The 18,993-nt window shown below is 67.3% G+C and carries 16 protein-coding genes; 14 read left to right on the top strand and 2 right to left on the bottom strand.

Translation table 11 applies throughout. From position 1 onward, the window contains the following. The first annotated feature begins 68 nt into the window (after nt 1-68). From ACQPYH_RS25315 to ACQPYH_RS25305, 3 genes are read left to right on the top strand one after another with little or no spacing between them, the layout of a single operon-like run. The gene (locus tag ACQPYH_RS25315; RefSeq protein ID WP_432876040.1) at nt 69-986 is read left to right on the top strand and encodes an N-acetylglucosamine kinase; all 918 of its coding nucleotides are present in this window, start codon (nt 69-71) and stop codon (nt 984-986) included. Further along, nucleotides 986-2,002, top strand: coding sequence for an SIS domain-containing protein (locus ACQPYH_RS25310; protein ID WP_432876037.1), 1,017 nt, complete (start codon nt 986-988; stop codon nt 2,000-2,002). The genes ACQPYH_RS25315 and ACQPYH_RS25310 overlap by 1 nt, the downstream gene beginning before the upstream one ends. Before the next feature lie 8 nt (nt 2,003-2,010). After that, complete coding sequence (locus ACQPYH_RS25305; protein WP_432876035.1) at nt 2,011-3,891, top strand: primary-amine oxidase; 1,881 nt, start codon at nt 2,011-2,013, stop codon at nt 3,889-3,891. Here ACQPYH_RS25305 and ACQPYH_RS25300 read toward each other — a convergent pair. Then, complete coding sequence (locus ACQPYH_RS25300) at nt 3,884-5,050, bottom strand: ROK family protein (protein ID WP_432876032.1); 1,167 nt, start codon at nt 5,048-5,050, stop codon at nt 3,884-3,886. The genes ACQPYH_RS25305 and ACQPYH_RS25300 overlap by 8 nt on opposite strands. A gap of 122 nt (nt 5,051-5,172) precedes the next feature. On the opposite strand from ACQPYH_RS25300, the gene ACQPYH_RS25295 reads away from it, so the two are divergent. From ACQPYH_RS25295 to ACQPYH_RS25245, 11 genes are read left to right on the top strand one after another with little or no spacing between them, the layout of a single operon-like run. After that, entirely contained in the window at nt 5,173-6,117 is a 945-nt protein-coding gene (locus ACQPYH_RS25295; RefSeq protein WP_432876029.1) for a sugar phosphate isomerase/epimerase family protein, read from the top strand. 13 nt (nt 6,118-6,130) lie between these two features. Continuing rightward, on the top strand, nt 6,131-7,594 hold the full coding sequence (locus tag ACQPYH_RS25290; RefSeq protein WP_432876026.1) for an aldehyde dehydrogenase family protein: 1,464 nt from the start codon (nt 6,131-6,133) through the stop codon (nt 7,592-7,594). Between the two features lies 1 nt (nt 7,595). After that, nucleotides 7,596-8,540 (top strand): aldo/keto reductase, encoded by a 945-nt coding sequence (locus ACQPYH_RS25285; protein WP_432876023.1) that lies wholly within the window; start codon nt 7,596-7,598, stop codon nt 8,538-8,540. A gap of 44 nt (nt 8,541-8,584) precedes the next feature. Further along, nucleotides 8,585-9,562: an ABC transporter permease gene (locus ACQPYH_RS25280; RefSeq protein WP_130447444.1), complete on the top strand. Its 978-nt coding sequence runs from the start codon at nt 8,585-8,587 to the stop codon at nt 9,560-9,562. Then, a complete protein-coding gene (locus ACQPYH_RS25275) occupies nt 9,563-11,611 on the top strand; it encodes a dipeptide/oligopeptide/nickel ABC transporter permease/ATP-binding protein (RefSeq protein WP_432876019.1) in 2,049 nt (682 codons plus the stop codon). Next, nucleotides 11,595-12,635 carry an ABC transporter ATP-binding protein gene (locus ACQPYH_RS25270; protein ID WP_432876016.1) on the top strand — a complete coding sequence of 347 codons (1,041 nt, stop codon included), beginning with the start codon at nt 11,595-11,597 and terminating at the stop codon, nt 12,633-12,635. The genes ACQPYH_RS25275 and ACQPYH_RS25270 overlap by 17 nt, the downstream gene beginning before the upstream one ends. Next, entirely contained in the window at nt 12,632-14,296 is a 1,665-nt protein-coding gene (locus ACQPYH_RS25265) for an ABC transporter substrate-binding protein (RefSeq protein ID WP_432876013.1), read from the top strand. The genes ACQPYH_RS25270 and ACQPYH_RS25265 overlap by 4 nt, the downstream gene beginning before the upstream one ends. Beyond that, nucleotides 14,293-14,967, top strand: a complete 675-nt coding sequence (locus tag ACQPYH_RS25260) for a ThuA domain-containing protein (RefSeq protein WP_432876010.1) — start codon at nt 14,293-14,295, stop codon at nt 14,965-14,967. Before ACQPYH_RS25265 ends, ACQPYH_RS25260 begins: the two co-directional genes overlap by 4 nt. Further along, complete coding sequence (locus tag ACQPYH_RS25255) at nt 14,967-15,980, top strand: Gfo/Idh/MocA family protein (RefSeq protein ID WP_432876007.1); 1,014 nt, start codon at nt 14,967-14,969, stop codon at nt 15,978-15,980. The genes ACQPYH_RS25260 and ACQPYH_RS25255 overlap by 1 nt, the downstream gene beginning before the upstream one ends. After that, the gene (locus ACQPYH_RS25250) at nt 15,977-17,098 is read left to right on the top strand and encodes a Gfo/Idh/MocA family protein (protein ID WP_432876005.1); all 1,122 of its coding nucleotides are present in this window, start codon (nt 15,977-15,979) and stop codon (nt 17,096-17,098) included. The genes ACQPYH_RS25255 and ACQPYH_RS25250 overlap by 4 nt, the downstream gene beginning before the upstream one ends. Next, nucleotides 17,095-17,826: a sugar phosphate isomerase/epimerase family protein gene (locus ACQPYH_RS25245; RefSeq protein WP_432876003.1), complete on the top strand. Its 732-nt coding sequence runs from the start codon at nt 17,095-17,097 to the stop codon at nt 17,824-17,826. Before ACQPYH_RS25250 ends, ACQPYH_RS25245 begins: the two co-directional genes overlap by 4 nt. Here the strand turns inward: ACQPYH_RS25245 and ACQPYH_RS25240 are convergent. After that, the gene (locus ACQPYH_RS25240; RefSeq protein WP_432876000.1) at nt 17,813-18,976 is read right to left on the bottom strand and encodes a pyridoxal phosphate-dependent aminotransferase; all 1,164 of its coding nucleotides are present in this window, start codon (nt 18,974-18,976) and stop codon (nt 17,813-17,815) included. The genes ACQPYH_RS25245 and ACQPYH_RS25240 overlap by 14 nt on opposite strands. Nucleotides 18,977-18,993 lie beyond the last annotated feature (17 nt).

The following is an 18,993-nucleotide window of genomic DNA, read 5'->3' as shown; positions in this document are numbered from 1 at the left end:
GCGATGGACGTCTGCAGGTATGGGGCTCTCCTCTCTTGAGGACCAATCGAGGGTTCGGTGATCGAACGATGGCAGCTGCCTCGCCCCACCCGCGGGAGGTCGTCGGCGTTGACGTCGGCGGCACCAAGACCCACTTCGCGCTCGGGTACGGCGAGAGCGTCACGAAGGAATGGACCGTGAGTACGCCGACGTGGCGAACGCACTCGCTCCGTGACAACGCGGCGGGCCTGCACCGCCTCGTCATTGAATGGCTCGGCCCGCAGGCGCTGCGTCTCCCACTCGTCGTCGGCGCGCACGGCTGCGACAGCACCGAGCAGTGCGACGACTTCGCGACCGCCCTCCGTCAGTACTTCGTCGGCGGTGTCCTGGTCGTCAACGATGCCGAGCTGCTCGTCCCGGCCGCGGCCCAGCGCGACGGCATCGGGCTGATCGCCGGCACCGGGTCGATCGCGGTCGCGCGGATGGATGGTCGACTGGTCACCGCTGGTGGCTGGGGTTGGGTTCTCGGCGATGAGGGCGGCGCGGCCGGACTCGTACGTGAGGCCGCACGCGCAGTGCTCGGCCAACTGGACAGTGGTGAGCCGGCCGATCCTCTGGGCCGCCGACTCCTGACCGTCTTCGAGGCCACCGACGGCGCCCAACTGGCGATGGCGGTCACTGCCTCGACTTCGCCGGCGTGGCTCGGCGAATGGGCTATCGAGATCTTCGACGCCGCCGACGAAGGGTCGGCGTTGGCCGCCGAAGTCATCCGCGAAGCCGGGCGGCAACTGGCCGCTCTCGTCGATCGGTTGCTGCACCGCGGTGTCGCCGCCGACCAGGTTGTTGCCGGAGGCAGCGTGTTGCTCGGGCAACGCCGGCTGCACGACGCGTTCGTGGCTGCTCTGCGCGGACGCCACCCGGACGTGACCGTCCACCTTCTTGATCGTGCACCGGTCCTCGGAGCCCTCGCTCTCGGGGACAGCCTGACAGCACTGAAGGGATCTTGATGGACTACTACGAAGCGGTCGCCGGTCAGCCGCAGGCGTTGGAGCGTTCGGCCGCCGCCGTACGGAAGCAGCTCTACGACCTCGATCTCGACGCCTGGCGGCAGGGAACGTTCGGCGTGGTGTCGATGGGCGCAAGCACCCACGCCGGCAATGCCCTGGTCTTCCGACTGGCGCGCGACGGTCGGCGAGCGGTCAACCTGGCCGGGTCGGATGCCGTCGCGCTAGCTCGCTCGGGTCTGCTGGCGGGGCCGGCGGATTCGTACCTGTTCATCTCGGAAGGCGGTCGCAGCCGCGAGACGATCGAGGCCGCCGATCTGGTCCCGATGGGCGCCAAGCTTGGACTGACCAACGTTCCGGACGGCCCGATGGCCGAGCACGTCGATACGATCCTGGCGCTGGAGGCGGGGGAGGACAGCCGGGTCTACACCGTCGGCTACACGACGACTTTGCAGGCGTGTGGACTGCTCGCCGATGTCCTGGTCGGCCGCGACGATGGTGACGACTGGCATCGCCTGCCTGAGTTGGCGTCCCGGACGCTGGACCGTCAGGTCTCGGCCGCCTCAGAGGCAGCGGCCGTGTTCGCCCTGGCCGAATCGATCGACGTCGTCGGAGCGGCTGGATCGTACGCCGCAGCAGCTGAGGCCGCGTTGTTGCTCCGGGAGTCGACCAGGATCTGCACTTCGACGTACGAGACCTATCAGTATCTGCACGGTCCGATGGAGCCGCTGAGGCCGTCGGCGAATGCGTGTCTGCTGATCGGTGACGGGCGGGAGGTGTCCCTTGCGCAGTACCTCGCGCGGGCCGGGATTCCGACCGTACTGGTGACACCGGCATCGGTCGACGAGGAGGACAACCTCGTCGTGATGATGGTGCCCCAGGCACCGACCATGTCCCGTGCCGTGCTCGAGATTCTGCCGGTGCAGTTGCTCGCTGGTGAGATGGCACGGTTGCGCGGGCTGGCGATCGACGGGTTCCTCCATCACCAGGACGACACCAAGGTGCCGGCCCGAACCTAGGAGACGTGATGGCGAGCAGTCACCCGCTCGACCCGGTTTCGGCCGACGAGTACACAGCAGCACGCGCCGTACTGGACGATGCCGGCCTGTTGAAGCCGAGCACCCGGTTCGCGTACGTCGGCCTGGAAGAGCCACCCAAGCGCGAGGTCCTGGACGGTACGTCGACCGAGCGCCGGATCCGGGCGTACTTGATCGATGTCGCCACCGGCGAGCTCGCTGATGTGGTGGTGTCGATCAGCCGCGGTGAGGTGATCCGGCAACGGACGCTCGACCCTGCGCGGGACGGGCAGTTGCCGATTCTCGACGAGGACTTCGCCCGGGTCGACGAGATCGTGCACGCGGACCCTGAGTGGCAGAAGGCAGTACTGCGTCGTGGCGTGACAGATCCGTCGACGGTCCGGGTGTGCCCGCTGACGGCCGGCTGGTACGGGCACGCCGGCGAGGAAGGTCGCCGGATCGTCCGCGTGCTCGCGTTCGTCCAGGAGCACGAGTCGGATCTCGCATGGGCGCATCCGATCGACGGCTTGGCGGCGTACGTCGATCTGGTCGAAGGGCGCGTGTACCAGCTGATCGACGAGGCCGACCTGCCGATCCCGGCGGAGTCCGGTGACTACTCCGCCGTCGAGCCGCGGACCACGCTGAAGCCGATCGAGATCACCCAGCCGGACGGGCCGAGCTTCACCCTGGACGGCCACCTGCTGGAGTGGCAGAACTGGTCGCTCCGCATCGGCTTCGACGCCCGTGAAGGCCTCACCCTGCACCAGCTCGGTGTCGACGGCCGACCGGTGATCTACCGCGCCTCGGTCCCTGAGATGGTCGTCCCGTACGGCGATCCCGGACCGGCGCGCTATTTCCAGACGTACTTCGACAACGGCGAGTACCTGATCGGCAAGTTCGCCAACTCGCTCGAACTCGGCTGCGACTGCCTGGGGGAGATCTCCTACCTGGACGCGATCGTTGCTGATGACAACGGCCGGCCGAAGACGATCCGCAATGCCGTCTGCATCCACGAGGAGGACGTCGGCATCCTGTGGAAGCACACCGACATCTTCAACGGATCGTCCCAGACGCGGCGTCAGCGTCGGCTGGTGATCTCGTTCTTCACCACGGTCGGCAACTACGACTACGGCTACTACTGGTACCTGTACCTGGACGGCACGATCGAGCTGGAGATCAAGCTGACCGGCGTGATCTGGACCTCCAGCTACCCGCAGGACTATCGGTACGGCGCGGAGGTCGCACCCGGGCTCGGCGCCCCGGCACATCAACACCTGTTCGGCGTACGGCTGGACATGATGGTGGACGGGACGACGAACGCGGTCGACGAGATCGACGTCCAAGGACAGCCGATCGGGCCGGACAATCCGTACGGCAATGCGCTGACCCGAACGATCACCCGGCTGTCGAAGGAGACCGACGCGACCCGCCTGGCAAGCACCGAACGCGGCCGGGTCTGGAGCATCGTCAACACCGAGCAGAACAACCGGCTCGGACGGCCGACCGCGTACACACTGCATCCGCAGCCGGCGCCACCGCTCCTCGCCGCTGAATCATCGACGCTGCACCGGCGAGCCGCGTTCGCCACCAAGCATCTCTGGGTCACGCAGTACGACCCGGATGAGCGGTATCCGGCGGGTGACTACGTCAACCAGCATCCGGGTGGCGCCGGACTCCCCAGCTATATCGCGGCCGACCGCGCCATCGACGGCGAAGACATCGTCGTTTGGCACACGTTCGGGCCCACGCACTTCCCGCGCACAGAGGACTGGCCGGTCATGCCGGTCGAACGCTGCGGATTCACCCTGCGGCCGTCAGGGTTCTTCGATCGCAACCCCACGCTCGACGTCCCGGCGCCGGAGAGCGGGCACTGCCATGACCAAGTCAGGTAAGGCGGTCCAGCGCCCGCGTGATGGCGATGTGTACAGCGCCGAGGACCGTGGCGTGCTCGCCGAGGGCGCCGACGGTGATCTCGGTGTCCCAGGCCAGCGCGGTCGTTGCCCGCCGTACGCCGGGAAGGAGCAACTGGTTCTGACCCACGCCGCCACCGAGTACGACGAGGCCGGGGTCCAGGACGCTCATCACGCCTACGGCCAGGCGACCGATATCGGTGGCGTGCTGATCGACGAGCCGCCGTGCGGTCGACTGGCCGCGCGCCGCGGCCTGGAACAGGGCCTCCGCGTCCTTCGGCACGGGCCCGTTGCCGCTGGTCCACACCTCGGCGCAGCGGGCCATCAGCGCCTCGGACCCGAGGTACTCCTCGAGGCCGGCGCGGGTCGGCTCCTCGCCGGGCGACCAGGGGAACGGCATCATCGCGACCTCGCCGGAGGCGCCGTGCGCACCGTGCATCAGCTTGCCGTCGACCACGATGCCGAGACCGATCTTCACGCCGACCTGCAGATAGACGAAGGTGTCCTGGTTCTGCGCGGCGCCGAGGCGGTGCTCGGCGATGGCGGCGCAGTTGACGTTGTTCTCCACGATGACGGGTACGTCGTCCGGCACCGGAAACGCGGCGGCGAGTTGCTCGACACCGTCGGGCTGCAGACCGCTCGTGCTGACGGAGGTCGGCTTCGTGCTCGGCTTGGTCGGTGCGGCGATCACGACGTCGCGCAGCGGACCGTGACCGTCGCCGACCTCGGCCAGCACCTTCTCGCAGAGCTCCATCGTGGTGGAGACCGCAGCGTCGGTGATGGTACGTCGGCGGGCCGAGATGCGCTCCTCCCGTGCGGCGATCTGCTCGCCGTCCAGCGAGTGGGCGACGACGCGCGCACGGGTCGCGCCGACCTCGACACCGAGAACGTGACCGGCGCCTGCGGCCAGCGAGTACAGCACGGCGCTGCGACCGGTGGCACCGCGCGAGGAGCCTCCGCTGCTGACCAGCTCGAGGTTCATCAGCTCAGGCATGACCGCCGACATCGTGGGCCGGGAGAGCCCGAGGACCCTGGCGAGCTGCGGCCGGGTCGCCGGCCCGTGCGTTGCCAGCCTCCGGAGCACCCCGCGCGAACTCTCCGGCAGGTCCAGTCGGCTCGGGGGCGTCGGCGCTGGGTTCACAACAGGCTCCTGACATCGAACGTGATCACGCAAAGCCTATCCATATTAACGCAAGAACAAGCTGTTGCTGCGGCAGCCTGAGTTTGTTAATCTACCGAACACTGAAGCCCAGGAGGCTTGTGATGAAGACCGGAGTGTTCCTGGAGTGTCTGCGCGGTTGGGCGCTGGACGATGCGCTCACCTTCCTTTCCCAGCAGGACGTACAGTGCCTCGAGGTCGGGACGTTCGGCGAGTTCGTCGCCTTCGAGTACCGGCTGGATGATCTGCTCGCCGACGGGCGGCAGCGCAAGGAGCTGCTCAACCGGGTCGAGGCGGCCGGTCTCGAGATCAGCGCCTTCGGTTGCTACGGCAACCCGTTGCATCCCGATGCCGGACGGGCCCTGCGTCAGCAGGACCGGTTCAACAAGACGGTCGAGCTGGCCGCGTTGCTCGGCGTACCCACGGTGACGGAGTTCGCCGGGTGCCCGGGCGACTCCGAGGAGGCGCGTTACCCCAACTGGATCTCGATGCTGGCGCTCGACGACTTCGCGAAGATCCTCGATTGGCAGTGGTCGGAGCGGGTCCTGCCGTATTGGGAACGGGCTGCGACCTTCGCCTTCGATCACGACGTACGCGTTGCGCTCGAGCTGTATCCGGGCAGCGTCGTCTTCAATCCGCGCACGCTGATGCGGCTACGGGACGCAGTCGGTCCGGCCGTCGGTGCGCTGGTCGATCCGAGTCACCTGTTCTGGCAACAGATCGACATCCCGGCCGCCGTGCGGTACCTCGGCCCCGCAGTGCATCGCGTTCATCTGAACGACAGCCAGCTCAAGCCGCAGAACCTGGACCGGGCCGGCGTACTGAACCCGGTGGCCGGCCAGGCCTGGGCCGACAAGACCTGGGTGCATCGCACGCTCGGCTTCGGGCACGGCGTCGACTTCTGGAAGGACTTCGTCGCCAGCGTGGTGGAGATCGGCTATACCGGCGACCTGTGCATCGAGCAGGGCGATCCGCTCTTCCCGGACGACGACGGTATCGCCAAGGCGGCCGCGCTGGTCCGATCGATTGCCCCCGGCAACGACCACTGATACGGAGACGCACGTGACGATCCAGGACCAGCAGTGGCAGCAGAGTGTGTTCGTCGACGGGGAGTTCCGGCAACCGGCCGGCAAGGCCGGGATCGACGTCCGGGACAAGGCATCGGGTGAGGTGTTCGCGACCGCCGGACTCGCCGATCCGTCCGACGTGGACGACGCGGTCGAGGCAGCAACTGTCGCGCAGCACGACTGGGCACAGCGGACGTACGCCGAACGCGCGGACGTACTGCGCTCCGTGGCAGCCGTGCTCGCCGACCGTGCGTCGGACTTCCGTGAGCTCCTGATCCGTGAAACAGGTTGTATTGCAGGGAAAGCGGACTACGAGATCTCCGCTGCGGGCAGCGAATTGATGGAGGCCGCAAGCCTGGCATCCCGCCCAGTAGGTGAGGTGCTCGCCTCGAACCACGCCGGCCGACTCTCATTGTCGGAACGGATCCCCGTCGGACTCGTCGGCGTCATCACCCCGTGGAACTTCCCGCTGGTACTGGGTATGCGGGTGATCGCACCGGCGCTCGCCCTCGGCAACGCCGTCGTACTCAAGCCGTCGCCGGAGACGCCGATCAGTGGCGGGCTCGCGATCGCGGACCTGTTCGCTGGGGCGGGCGCTCCGGCGGGGATCCTGAACGTCGTACCGGGGGAGGAGAAGGTCGGTCGCCGATTGGTCGAGCACCCGGGCATCTCGATGATCCACTTCACCGGCTCGACCAAGGTCGGCCGCGAGATCGCTGCCACCGCGGGGAGCCTGCTGAAGAAGGTGTCGCTGGAGCTCGGCGGCAACAATGCGCTCATCGTGCTCGACGACGCGGACCTGGAGCAGGCGACGATGATCGGAGCCTGGTCGAGCTTCCACTACCAGGGACAGACCTGCATCACCGCCGGCCGCCACATCGTCCAACGCGACATCGCCGACGGGTACGTCGCCGGCCTGTCCGCTCGCGCGGAGGCGATCACGGTCGGGGATCCGCTTGACCCGTCGGTCGGGCTCGGTCCGATGATCAATGCGAGACAACGGACCAGGGCGCACGAACTGCTGGTCGAAGCCGTCGCCGAAGGGGCGCGGATCGTGACCGGGGGATCCGGTACGGCGCCGTACTTCCAGCCGACTGTGGTCGTCGACGTGACGCCCCGGATGCGGCTGTGGACCGAGGAGATCTTCGCGCCGATCGCGCCGGTGCTGGTCGTCGACGATGATGCGGAAGCGCTCGAAGTCGCCAACGACACCAGCTATGGGCTGGTCGACTCCGTGCTCAGCGCGGACCTGAGCCGTGGCCTCGCGATCGCACGCAAGCTGTCCGCGGGGATGGTGCACATCAACGATGCGACACCACAGGACGAAGCGCTGGCGCCGTTCGGCGGGACCGGGCATTCGGGTCTCGGCGGGCGTGCCGGTGGTGACTCCAACCTCGACGAGTTCACCGAACGTCGTTGGCTGACCGTTGCGGGCGGCCCGGCGCACTACCCCTACTGACATGGAGTACCGCGCGCTCGGACGATCGGGCCAGCTCGTCTCCGTGGTCGGCCTCGGCTGCCTGAACTTCGGCGGCCGGATGGACGTCGACGCCAGCCGGTCGGTCGTGGACACCGCGATCGACCTCGGCGTCACCCTGTTCGACACCGCCGATATCTACGGTCCGGACGGCGGCTCCGAGCGCGTGCTGGGGGAGGTGCTCGCGGGCCGGCGGGACCAGGTCGTGCTGGCGACGAAGTTCGGTCATCCCGGGGTCGACCTGGGATTCGGGCCCGCGGCCGGCGCCAAGGGTGGGCGGGCCTACATCCGGCGCGCGGTGGAGGGATCCCTGCGCCGGTTGCGCACCGACTACATCGATTTGTACCAGATCCACATGCCCGATCGTGCCACGCCGATCGTCGAGACGCTGGCGGCGCTGCACGAACTTGTTGTCGAGGGCAAGGTCCGCTATCTCGGCCATTCGAACTACGCCGGCTGGGAGCTCGCGCAGGCGGATCATCTCGCCCGCGAGAACGGGCTCACGCCGTTCATCTCCGCACAGAACAACTGGTCGCTGCTCGTCCGCGACGTCGAGTGCGAACTCGTGCCCGCCGCCGAGCACTACGGCGTCGGCGTCCTGCCCTACTACCCGCTCGCCGAAGGCATGCTGACAGGCAAGGTACGCCGTGGTGAGCCGTTGCCCGATGGATCGCGGATCGCGGATCGAAGTCACCTCGTCACCGAGGAGCGCCTCGACCAGGTCGACCGCCTGACGAAGTGGTGCGAAGCGAACGGCCGCACCCTGCTGGAGTTGGCGATCGGCTGGCTGGCGGCGCAGCCCAGCGTGGGCTCGGTGATCGCCGGAGCGAGTACGCCGGCGCAGCTGCGCGCCAACGTCGACGCTGTCGGTTGGCGGCCCGGCGAATCCGAACTACGGGCCATCGACAACGTTCTGGGAGTTTGTTAAGCTACCGAACATAGCGATGAACGGTTGCTATCAGGGAGGACCGAATGCGTTATCTGGCTCGGCGCTTCGCCTTTTACCTCATCACGGCCTGGGCGGCGCTCACGCTGAACTTCCTGATTCCCCGGTTGATGCCGGGGGATCCGGCGCAGGCGCTGCTGTCCCGCTTCCGCGGCCGGCTGGACCCGCGCGCCACCGAGGCGCTGACCGCGATGTTCGGGCTGAACGACGAGTCGATGTGGTCGCAGTACCGGACCTATCTGGCGGATCTGAGCAAGGGCGACTTCGGACTGTCGTTCACGTTCTTCCCGACGCCGGTCTCTACGGTGATCATGGACAGCCTGTGGTGGACGATCGTCCTGGTCGGTATCGCGACGGTGGTCAGCTTCGTCATCGGGACGCTGCTGGGGATCATCGCCGGCTGGAAGCGCGGTTCGCGGTGGGATCACCTGTTGCCGGTCACCACGTTCTTCTCGTCGATCCCGTACTTCTGGTTCGGGCTGATCGTGCTGTTCGTCCTGAGCGGCGAGCTGCGGCTGTTCCCGCTCTCGGGCGGGTACTCGTCCTGGCTGTCGGTGGACTTCTCGTGGGCGTTCCTGTCGAGCGCCTTCAAGCACGCGATCCTGCCCGGGCTGACGATTGTGATCGCCTCGATCGCCGGCTGGCTGATCCCGATGCGGAACATGATGGTGACGACGATGTCGGACGACTACGTCGTACTGGCCGAGGCGAAGGGGCTGTCCCCGCGAAGGGTGATGCTCAACTACGCGGCCCGGAATGCGATCCTGCCGTCGGTGGCGACGTTCACGATGTCGCTCGGCTTCGTCGTCGGCGGCGCCGTACTGACCGAGATCGTCTTCGGCTATCCGGGCATCGGGAACAACCTGTACCAGGCAGTGATCAACGAGGACTTCCCGCTGATGCAAGGGATCTTCCTGATCATCACGTTCGTCGTCCTGCTGGCGAACTTCCTGGCCGATCTGGTCTACGTCTGGCTGGATCCGCGGACCCGGGTGGAGGCGTAGATGTCTGCTGAGGCCATAGCCGACGCGGTGCCGGAGCCGGCCGCACAGCCGAGTCCGAAGGCGTCCACGCGCTCCCGGTTCGCCGGCCTGCGATCGGCGAAGACGATGACCGGACTTGTCATGTTCGGTGTGTTCGTCCTCGCCGGCGCATTCGGCCCGGTGTTCTGGCGGAAGGATCCGTCGGCGCTGTCGAACGACATTCTGCAGCCGCCGTCGAGCGCGCACTGGTTCGGAACTACCCAGACCGGCCAGGACATCCTCGCCCAGGTGCTGGTCGGGACCCGGGTGTCCTTGCTCGTCGGCGTGACCGCGGCCGTCCTCGCGACTGTCCTCTCGCTGCTCGTCGGACTGACAGCCGGGTACGTCGGTGGGCTGACCGACGAACTGTTCTCCGCGCTCGCCAACGTGTTCCTGGTGATCCCGGCGCTACCACTCGTCGTGGTGCTGGCCGGCTACCTACCGACGCGCGGCTCGCTGACCGTGGCGGTCGTCATCAGTCTGACCGGCTGGTCGTGGGGTGCACGGATCCTGCGAGCCCAGACGTTGTCGATCCGGCGGCGCGACTTCATCGAAGCGGCGCGGGCGACCGGTGAGCGCCCGATCCGCATCATCCTGTTCGAGATTCTGCCGAACGAGTTCGCGATCGTTGCCTCGAGCTTCCTGTTCACGATCGTTTTCGCGATCCTGACCCAGGCGGGTCTCGCGTTCCTCGGGCTGTCCGACGTCACCACCTGGTCGTGGGGCGGCATCCTCTACTGGGCGCAGAACAACCAGGCGCTGCAGTCCGGCGCGTGGTGGTGGTTCGTTCCGCCGGGGCTGTGCATCGCCCTGATCGGCATGGCGCTCGCGCTGATCAACTTCGGCATAGATGAGTTCGTGAACCCTCGGCTCCGGGTGCAGAAAAGGAAGGAAAGAAAGAAGGGGGGACGTGGGGCCGCGCGGACGGGCGGGGGGAAGGCGGGCGGCCTGGCGGTGGCAGGGAGCGAGGCGGGCGGCCTGGCCGTGGGAGGGACAGAGGCGGGCGGCCTGGGGGTGGGGGGAGCGCGTGCTGGCGTGGTGCTCGAGGTGGTTGACCTGCATGTGAACTACGGCGACGGGCCTGGCGCGGTGAAAGCTGTGGACGGGGTCGACCTGGTGTTGCGTCGCGGCGAGGTGCTCGGCATTGCCGGTGAGTCGGGGTCGGGCAAGTCGACGCTGGCCTACGCGATCACCCGGCTGCTGCGTCCTCCGGGTGAGGTCGTGTCCGGCTCGATCCACTACTGGCCGCGCGGCGAGGAGCCGGTCGACGTACTGCGGATGTCGCCGGACGAACTGCGCGCGTTCCGATGGGCCGAGTTGGCGATCGTCTTCCAGAGCGCGATGAACTCGCTCAACCCGGTGCTGACGCTGAGGGTACAGATGGCTGACTCGCTGACCGCGCATCGCCCCGGGATGAGCACCCAGCAACGGGATGCACGGGTCGTCGAGGTCATGACGATGGTCGGTCTGCCGGCCGATCGCGCCGACGCGTACCCGCACGAGCTGTCCGGCGGCATGCGTCAACGCGCGCTGATCGCGATGGCGCTGGTCCTCGAGCCTGACGTCCTGGTCCTCGACGAGCCGACGACGGCGCTGGACGTCGTCGTACAACGCCAGATCCTGAACCAGATCATGGCCCTGCGCGAGCAGCTCGGGTTCGCGGTCGTCTTCATCACCCACGACCTGTCGCTGCTGATCGAAGTCGCGGACCGGATCGCGATCATGTACGCCGGTCGCGTCATCGAGACCGGCTCCGCAACGGAGCTGTACCGGTCACCGCAGCATCCGTACAGCGACGGGCTGCTGCATTCGTTCCCGCATCTGCACGGACCGCGCAAGGTCCTGACCGGCATCCCCGGCACGCCGCCGGACCTGCGGTTCATCGCTCCCGGCTGTCCCTTCCAACCTCGGTGCAGCAAGGCGATCGCGAGCTGCACCACGACCATGCCGTTGCTGTTGGCAACAACAGAGGGTCACCAGGTCGCCTGCTTGCTGACACAACCGAGGAGTGACGATGACGGTCAGCTCTGAAACGCCGGCCCTGGAGGCCCAGGGTCTGGTCAAGCACTTCCCGGTGCATCGGATCCGGCAGCGGCTGCGCGGCCGCGGTGAGGTCGTGCACGCCGTCGACGATGTCTCGCTGACGCTGCGCTCCGGAGAGGTCACCGCCCTCGTCGGCGAGTCCGGTTCCGGCAAGTCGACAGTGGCTCGGCTGCTGGCCGGCCTCTACCCGCTGACCGACGGGACGATCTCGATCGGAGGTGCGACCGTACGGGCGACACGGGGCCGGCTGTTCCGGGAGCATGTCCGTCGCGTCCAGATGGTCTTCCAGGACCCGTTCGGCTCGCTGAACCCGGTTCACACCATCGCGTATCACCTGCGCCGTCCCCTGAAGGTGCACGGTCTCGCGAAGAACCGGGCCGCAACCCGGGCCGCGGCGGTCGAGCTGCTCGAACAGGTCAACCTCACGCCGGCCGAGCAGTACCTGGCGAAGTACCCGCACGAACTGTCCGGCGGCCAGCTCCAGCGGATCGCGATCGCTCGCGCGCTGGCGGCCGAACCGAAGGTGCTGCTCGCCGACGAACCCGTCTCGATGCTCGACGTGTCGATCCGGCTCGGCATCCTCAACCTGCTCGCCGGCCTGGTGAAGTCGCTCGGCCTGGCGATGCTCTACATCACCCATGACATCGCCTCGGCCCGGTACTTCGCGACGACGACGCTCGTCATGTACGCCGGCCGGGTGATCGAGGGCGGGCCGTCGGAGGAGCTCGTCCAGCGTCCCGCACATCCCTACACCCAGTTGTTGCTCGCGTCCGCCCCCGATCCGGATCGCGCCGGCCGCGATCCGGAGCTGCTCGACGCGGGTGAGCCGCCGAGCCTGGTCAACCCGCCCGAGGGTTGCCGTTTTCATCCGCGATGTCCGCACGCGATGGACATCTGCCGCACCGAGGCGCCCGGCACAACCGAGCTGCGCCCCGGCCATTGGACGAGGTGCTGGCTGTACAGCGCAAGCGCCGAGACCTCCTCAGCAGCCAGCAAGGAGCACTTGACATGAAGATTCGACGTAGGAGAACGATCGCCTGCCTTGTCACCGGGGTCGCCCTCGCACTGGGCGCCGCCGCGTGCACTGAAGAGGCGCCGCCGGCCAAGGCGGGTTCGTTGCCGACCCTGGAGATCACCGGGACCGGCGGCGGTCCGGCCGCCAACTTCAACCCGTTCTTGCCGACCAGCGCGCTGAACGCTTACAGCGCGGTGAACATGATCTACGAGCCGCTGGTCCAGTTCAACATCCTCAAGGAGGGCGGCACCTATCCTTGGCTGTCGACGGCGTGGACATGGTCCGACGGGGACAAGACGCTCACCTTCAAGCTCCGCGACGGAGTCAAGTGGTCCGACGGCCAGGCGTTCACCAGTGCCGACGTGGTCTTCACCTTCGAGCTGATCAAGAAGTACGCCGCGTTGAACGTGAACGGCGTCGACTTCCAGACGGTCTCCGCCCCGGACGACAAGACGGTCGTGATGACGTTCAAGACGCCGGCGTTCACCCAGCTGTATGCGATCGCCGGGTTGACCCCGATCGTGTCCAAGCACGAGTGGTCCGCCGTACCGGATCCGACCAAGTTCCTGGATCCGAATCCGATCGGCACCGGGCCGTTCGTCTACAAGTCGTACAACCCGCAGCTGCTGGTGCTGACCAAGAACGACAAGTTCTGGCAGCCGGGCAAGCCCGAGGTCCAGCAGCTGAACTATCACGGCCTGAGCTTCGAGACGGCCGGCATCCAGCTGTTGTCGGGCGAACTGGACTGGGCGGACTACTTCTTCACGACCGGCAGCAACAAGGAGTTCGTCAACAAGAACAAGGACAACCACTTCTGGTACCCGCCGACCGGCGTCGTCTCGCTGGTGCCGAACAACACTGTCTGGCCGTTGAGCGAGCTACCGGTACGGCAGGCGATCAGCGCCGCCCTCGATCGGCAGCAGATCTGCGATCTCGGCCAGTACACGTTCAACCCGCCGGTGAAGACACCCACGGGTCTACTGCTGCCGAACTACGACTCGGCCCTCGACCCGAAGTACAAGGATCTGCAGATCGTCGAGGACAAGGCGAAGGCCAAGCAGTTGCTCGAGGGCGCCGGCTTCACGCTGAACAAGTCCGGCATCTACGAGAAGGGCGGGAAGCCGATCTCGCTGACGCTGACCGTTCCGTCCGGCTACAAGGACTGGATGAACAGCTCCGGGATCATCGCCCAGCAACTCAAGACGGTCGGCATCTCGGTGACCGTCAAGGGCGTCTCGGGTGACGACTGGTCGCAGCGCGTCGCGCAGGGGCATTACGACCTGACGCTCGGGTCGTCGAACACCGGCGCTTCGCCGTTCGTCGCGTACCAAGGCTGGCTCGACAACAGCCAGTCCGGGCCGGTCGGTTCGAACGCCACGACCAACGTCGAGCGGTTCAACGACCCGGCTACGCAGAAGTTGCTGACCGACTACCAGTCCGCCGGGACCGATGACGCTCGGCTGACGGCGTTGCACGGTCTGCAAGGTGTCATGGTCGAGAAGACGCCGATCATTCCGCTCGTGTACTCCGTTGACTGGGCCATGTACAGGTCCGCGAAGGTGACGGGTTGGCCGACCGCGGAGGATCCGTACGCGCCGGCTGCGCCGTACACACCGGGCGCTGAGATCGTCGTACTGCGGTTGAAGCCGGCCGCATGAGAGTAACTGTGTGGAACGAGAACGTGCACGAGGGCAAGGACGAGAGTGTCCAACGGGTCTACCCGGAAGGCATTCACGAGGTGGTTGCCGACGGCATCAGAACCGGGCTTGGTCCCGATGCCGTCGTCAGCACCGCAACCCTTGACCAGCCCGGGCAAGGTCTGCCGGCCGGCGTCGTCCGGCAGACCGACGTACTGGTCTGGTGGTCGCACATCGCGAACGACCAGGTCGACGACGAGGTGGTCGACCGGGTCATCGCGCGAGTGGAGCAGGGCATGGGACTCGTCCTGCTCCACTCGGCCCTCTATTCGAAGGTCAGCCTCAAGCTGCTCGGCACCAGCTGCGCCCTCGATCACTGGGCGCCGAACAACGAGCAGCAGGTCTACACGGTCAAGCGCGGGCACCCGATCGCCGAAGGGGTGCCGTCGCCGATCGTCATCCCCATGGACGAGTTGTACGCCGAGCCGTGCGACTTGCCGGAGCCGGATGAGCTCGTGTTCATCAGCTCCTACAGTGGTGGGGCCGTCTTCCGCAGCGGGTGCTGTTTCCGTCGCGGGAACGGCAGGATCTTCTACTTCAGTCCGGGTGATCAGCAGTACCCGGTGTACCGGCAGTCCGAAGTACGCAAGGTGATCGCGAACGCGGTCGCGTGGGTAGCAACGGAGGATTGATGACGGAACTTCGGGTCGCCCTGGTGGGTGTGGACCATTGGTACTCGGCGCTTCCACTCGCGGAAGGAACACGGGCGCGAGCTGGGCTGAGCCTGGCCGGCGTCTGGGACGCCGATCCGGTCCGCGCCGCGTACGTCGGCCAGCGGTACGACGTGGGCCGCGTCGAGGCGGACTGGCGCACGCTGGTGGATGATCCGGGGATCGACGCGGTGATGAGTTTCGTCAGCCCTGACCTCAATCACGAGGTGTGCGTCGCCGCGGCCAAGGCCGGGAAGCACATCATCGCGAACAAGCCGCTGGCGCTCCGGTTGGAGGATGCTTCGCGCGTGATGGACGCCGTCCGCGGCTCGGGAGTGACGTTCTTGCCGGCCGAGTCGCGGCAGCGGCTGGGTCCGAACGCGCAGTGGCTCCGGCAATGGGTGAAGGACGGCCGGATCGGTCAGCTCACCAGCGCGGCGATGACGACCTGGGCCGGGCTGCCGGCGCAATGGCCGGACGACCGCACGCCGGGATGGTTCGTCGACCCGGCGCGGACAGTCGGCGGCGGGTGGGTCGACCACTCGATCTACCAGATCGACCTGCTGCGCTGGCTCCTCGGCGAGGAGGTCGTCGCGATCAGCGGGCAGACGGCCAAGCACGCTCATCCCGAGCTCGAGGTCGAGGACTACGGGGTGGCGACGGCGACGTTCGCCGGGGGAGCGGTGGCCACGCTGGAGAACACGTGGACCGCACCGGACGGCGGGTTCCAGTCCAGCTACACGCTCGTCGGCAGCGGTGGCGCCGTACGGATGGACGGCATTCAAGGGCGGCTTCTGGTCAGTGGGGAGGTCGAGCCCTTCAGTGGATGGGTGGAGGTCGCGCCTCCGGGCAGACATGATCAGGCGGCGGATCTCGATCACTGGGCCGCTGTCATCAACGGAGAGGCTGAGCCGGTCGCAACTGTCGACGATGCGTGGCACAACTTGGCGGCCTGCCTTGCCTTCTACGAGTCCGTACGGGAGGCGGTGGCATGAGCCCGTTGCGGATCGGCGTACTCGGTGCGGGGATGATCGCCACCGGGGGCGGGGGAGTGCTGCCCAACCTGGACTCGATCCGGCACAAGGCCGAGGTCGTCGCGATCGCAGACGTCGTCCCTGATCTGGCCAAGACTGTCGCCGGAAGGTTCGACATTCCGCACGCGTTCACGAGTCTGGAGGCGATGCTGGACGGCGTCGAGCTGGATGCGGTGGTCAACCTGACGCCGATTCCGGTACATGGTGAGACCTGTGCACAGATCCTTGCTGCGGGCAAGCATCTCGCGACCGAGAAGCCGCTCGCGACCAGCATGGAGGACGCCGACCGGATCTGTGAGCTTGCCGCCGAACGCGACCTCACGGTGGTCTGCGCGCCGTTCAACATGCTCTATCCGGATCGGGCCGAGGCTCGCCGGCTGGTCCGGGAAGGTGCCATCGGCAAGATTGCGTTCGCGCGGGTGCGGTCGTCGCACGGCGGGCCGGCCTCCGGAGCGTGGCCTGCGGACCCGACGTGGTTCTATCAAAAGGGTTCCGGGCCGTTGTTCGACATGGGCGTCTACGGCATCCACGAGATCACCGGGATCCTCGGGCCGGCTCGTCGGGTGGTCGCCTTCGCGGGGATCACCGAGCCGACCCGCACGGTTCGCGGCGGGCCGTTCGAGGGGAAGACGATCGACGTCACCGCGGACGACAACGTGCTGATGCTGCTCGACTTCGGCGAGTCGACGTTCGCGGTCGTCGACGGGACGTTCAACGTGAACGCCGCCCGCGGGCCGAAGCTGGAGATCTACGGCCGGGAAGGGACGATCAACCTCAGCGGACGACCCTTCGGCGGCGACGGACCGCCGCTGGAGATCTTCCGGCTGGACGCGGTCGGCGGACTCCGGGGCTGGATCGCTCCGGACATGCCTGACGGCGATGCGCCCATGCGGCGGTTGGTCGGGCTGCACCGCGCAGTTCTGGTCGATCACCTCGCGGACTGTGTCGCCTCCGGGACGCGGCCGCTGCTGAATCTCGAGCACGCCCGGCACGTCCTGGAGATCATGCTGAAGGCCGATGAGGCCGCGCGCACCGGTCAAGCGCAGGAGCTGACCACGACCTTCTCCCTGCCCGAATGAAGCGTCCGATTGGAGTACAGCTCTGGTCGGTCTTCACGCTGGACGACTTTCCCGGAGTACTTCGGCAGCTCAGGGAGATGGGGTACGCCGGAGTCGAGGCGTTCGGGCTGCACGAGCTGTCGCCGACCGTCGTCCGGCAACTGCTCGACGACCTCGGACTCGAGCTGTTCAGTTCACACGCGCCGTTCCCGGCCGGACCGGATGCGCGGCGCATCCTCGACGAGCAGAGCGAGCTCGGCACGCCGGTGCTCGCGTGGAGCCTCGAAGCGGAGGAGCTCGCCACCGAGGACAGCATCGCGCGCGGGGTCGAGCGGGTGAACGAGGGCGCCGCGAACGCGAAGGCGTACGGGATGCAGATCGCGTACCACAACCACTGGTCGGAGTTCTCCCGGTTGGCCGACGGGCGACGCGCGTACGACGTACTGCAGGAGCGGCTGAGCCCGGACGTGCTGCTGGAGCTCGACGTGTACTGGGCGGCGGTGGCGGGCGCGGATCCGGCTGCGGTCGTGCGCGAGTACGGCGACAGGGTCCGGTTCCTGCACCTCCGGGACGGGCCGGCGAAGACGGCTGAGGACGCGATGGTCGCGCTCGGGCAGGGCCGCCTGGACATCCCGGCGATCCTCGACGCGAACCCGTCGGTCGCCTGGCACATCGTCGAGCTGGACCATTGCGACACCGACGTGATGACCGCCCTGCGCGAGAGCTTTGACTATCTCAACGCGCTGTGACGAGTTCCGTGAACGCGTCGAGGGCTCGGCGGATGTTCTCCACCGAGTTCGCGTACGAGAAGCGCAGGTGGTTCTCGCCGTACACACCGAATGACGTGCCCGGAAGACACGCGACGCCCGCCTCGTCGAGCAGGCGATCAGCCAGGTCCGATGCCGACAGGCCGAGCTCGCTAATGTTCGGGAACGCGTAGAACGCTCCGCCGGGCTCGACGCAGGACACACCCGGTACGGCGTTCAGGCCGGACACGATCACCTCGCGCCGTTCGCGGAACGCGTCCAGCATCCGGTCGACGTCGTCCCACGGTCCCTCGAGCGCGGCGATCGCGGCGTACTGGCTGAAGGCCGACGTACACGAGACCGAGTTGATCATCAGTCGCGTCACCGGCTCGACCAGCGGCTCCGGGAACACACCGAAGCCCAACCGCCAGCCGGTCATCGCGAACGTCTTCGACCAGCCGTCGAGCAGGATCGTCCGCTCGCGCATGCCGTCGACATCGAGGACGCTGTGGTGCTGGCCGTCGTAGCGCAAGGCCCAATAGACCTCGTCGCTGAGTACGACGAGATCGTGCTCGATCGCGATCTCCGCGATCGCCTGCAGCTGCTCCGGGGTGGAGGCGCTGCCGCAGGGGTTGTGCGGGGAGTTGAGGATCAGCAACTTGGTCCGGTCGGTGACCAGCGACCGGAGCTCGTCGGGGTCGATGACGAACCCGTTCTCCTCCCGCAGCGGCACCGGCACCGGCTTCGCGCCGGCGAACGAGGCGATCGACGCGTACATCGGGAAGCCGGGGTCGGGGTAGAGGACCTCGTCGCCCTCCTCGCACAGCGCGAGGATCGTGAAGAACATGATCGGCTTCGCACCCGGCGTGATCAGCACCCGGTCGGGCGAGGTCTGCATCCGGCCGGTGCGCTCGAGGAACTCCGTCACCGTGGTCCGCAACTCCGGGATCCCCGGCGCCGGCACGTAGTGCGTGAAGCCCTTGTCCAGGGCTTGCTGGGCGGCGGCGATCACATGCGCCGGGGTGTCGAAGTCGGGTTCGCCGATCTCGAGGTGCACGATCTCGCGACCCTGCGCCTCCAGCGCCTTCGCCTTGGCGAGCACCTCGAAGGCCGATTCGGTCCCCAGTCGTCCCATCCGCTGAGCAAGTTTCACAAGGCAAATCCTAATCT

This window comes from Kribbella sp. CA-245084 (assembly GCF_050942355.1).
Taxonomy (GTDB): Bacteria; Actinomycetota; Actinomycetes; order Propionibacteriales; family Kribbellaceae; genus Kribbella.
The sequence above is the reverse complement of the archived record's forward strand: the minus strand, read 5'-3'. Positions and strand labels throughout refer to the sequence as shown.

Coding starts and splice junctions, on each gene's coding strand:
- ACQPYH_RS25285 (WP_432876023.1), top strand. CDS start 7,596: ATGGAGTACCGCGCGCTCGGACGATCGGGCCAGCTCGTCTCCGTGGTC.
- ACQPYH_RS25280 (WP_130447444.1), top strand. CDS start 8,585: ATGCGTTATCTGGCTCGGCGCTTCGCCTTTTACCTCATCACGGCCTGG.
- ACQPYH_RS25275 (WP_432876019.1), top strand. CDS start 9,563: ATGTCTGCTGAGGCCATAGCCGACGCGGTGCCGGAGCCGGCCGCACAG.
- ACQPYH_RS25305 (WP_432876035.1), top strand. CDS start 2,011: ATGGCGAGCAGTCACCCGCTCGACCCGGTTTCGGCCGACGAGTACACA.
- ACQPYH_RS25270 (WP_432876016.1), top strand. CDS start 11,595: ATGACGGTCAGCTCTGAAACGCCGGCCCTGGAGGCCCAGGGTCTGGTC.
- ACQPYH_RS25265 (WP_432876013.1), top strand. CDS start 12,632: ATGAAGATTCGACGTAGGAGAACGATCGCCTGCCTTGTCACCGGGGTC.
- ACQPYH_RS25260 (WP_432876010.1), top strand. CDS start 14,293: ATGAGAGTAACTGTGTGGAACGAGAACGTGCACGAGGGCAAGGACGAG.
- ACQPYH_RS25310 (WP_432876037.1), top strand. CDS start 986: ATGGACTACTACGAAGCGGTCGCCGGTCAGCCGCAGGCGTTGGAGCGT.
- ACQPYH_RS25245 (WP_432876003.1), top strand. CDS start 17,095: ATGAAGCGTCCGATTGGAGTACAGCTCTGGTCGGTCTTCACGCTGGAC.
- ACQPYH_RS25315 (WP_432876040.1), top strand. CDS start 69: ATGGCAGCTGCCTCGCCCCACCCGCGGGAGGTCGTCGGCGTTGACGTC.
- ACQPYH_RS25255 (WP_432876007.1), top strand. CDS start 14,967: ATGACGGAACTTCGGGTCGCCCTGGTGGGTGTGGACCATTGGTACTCG.
- ACQPYH_RS25250 (WP_432876005.1), top strand. CDS start 15,977: ATGAGCCCGTTGCGGATCGGCGTACTCGGTGCGGGGATGATCGCCACC.
- ACQPYH_RS25295 (WP_432876029.1), top strand. CDS start 5,173: ATGAAGACCGGAGTGTTCCTGGAGTGTCTGCGCGGTTGGGCGCTGGAC.